Raw genomic sequence first — 1195 nt, 5'->3', positions numbered from 1 at the left:
ATGGCCAAGGAAAAGTTCAACCGCAGCAAGCCGCACTGCAACATCGGCACGATTGGCCACGTCGACCATGGCAAGACGTCTTTGACGGCGGCGATCACGAAGGTCCTGGCGGAGTCGGGCGGCGCGGCGTTCACGGCCTATGACCAGATCGACAAGGCTCCCGAGGAGAAGGCGCGCGGCATCACGATCTCGACGGCGCATGTCGAGTACGAGACGGCCAACCGCCACTACGCGCACGTCGACTGCCCCGGCCACGCCGACTACGTGAAGAACATGATCACGGGCGCCGCGCAGATGGACGGCGCGATCCTGGTGGTCTCGGCCGCCGACGGCCCGATGCCGCAGACCCGCGAGCACATCCTGCTTGCCCGCCAGGTCGGCGTGCCGGCGCTCGTCGTGTTCCTGAACAAGGTCGACCTCGTCGACGACGAGGAGCTCCTCGAGCTCGTCGAGATGGAGGTGCGCGAGCTTCTCTCCAAGTACGAGTTCCCGGGCGACGACATCCCGATCACCAAGGGCTCGGCCAAGGTGGCGCTGGACGACGGCGACAAGACGATCGGCCACGACGCCGTGCTCGCCCTGATGGCGACGGTGGACAGCTACATCCCGCAGCCGGAGCGTCCGGTCGACCTGCCGTTCCTGATGCCGATCGAGGACGTGTTCTCGATCTCGGGCCGCGGCACGGTGGTGACGGGTCGCGTCGAGCGCGGCATCGTCAAGGTCGGTGAGACGGTGGAGATCGTCGGCATCCGTCCGACGACGACGACGACGGTGACCGGCGTCGAGATGTTCCGCAAGCTGCTCGACCAGGGCCAGGCGGGCGACAACGTCGGCGTGCTGCTGCGCGGCACCAAGCGCGAGGACGTCGAGCGCGGCCAGGTCGTGTGCAAGCCGGGTTCGGTGAAGCCGCACACCAAGTTCAAGGCCGAGGCCTACATCCTGACCAAGGAGGAGGGCGGCCGCCACACGCCGTTCTTCACCAACTACCGTCCGCAGTTCTACTTCCGCACCACGGACGTGACCGGCATCTGCACGCTGCCCGAGGGCACCGAGATGGTGATGCCGGGCGACAGCGTGACCATGGACGTCGCCCTGATCGTGCCGATCGCCATGGAAGAGAAGCTGCGCTTCGCCATCCGCGAGGGCGGCCGTACCGTCGGTGCAGGCGTCGTCGCTTCCATCCAGGAATAAGCAG

General features: G+C 66.8%; 1 protein-coding gene. It reads left to right on the top strand.

Features of this window, described 5'->3' with window-relative positions:
- Complete coding sequence (gene tuf, locus MGN01_RS23250) at positions 1–1191, top strand: elongation factor Tu (RefSeq protein ID WP_147049156.1); 1191 nt, start codon at positions 1–3, stop codon at positions 1189–1191.
- Positions 1192–1195 lie beyond the last annotated feature (4 nt).

It is taken from the genome of Methylobacterium gnaphalii (assembly GCF_007992215.1).
GTDB classification, from domain to species: domain Bacteria; phylum Pseudomonadota; class Alphaproteobacteria; order Rhizobiales; family Beijerinckiaceae; genus Methylobacterium; species Methylobacterium gnaphalii.
The sequence above is the reverse complement of the archived record's forward strand: the minus strand, read 5'-3'. Positions and strand labels throughout refer to the sequence as shown.

Excerpts from the sequence above, each read along its gene's own strand:
- tuf (WP_147049156.1), top strand. The coding sequence starts at position 1 with ATGGCCAAGGAAAAGTTCAACCGCAGCAAGCCGCACTGCAACATCGGC.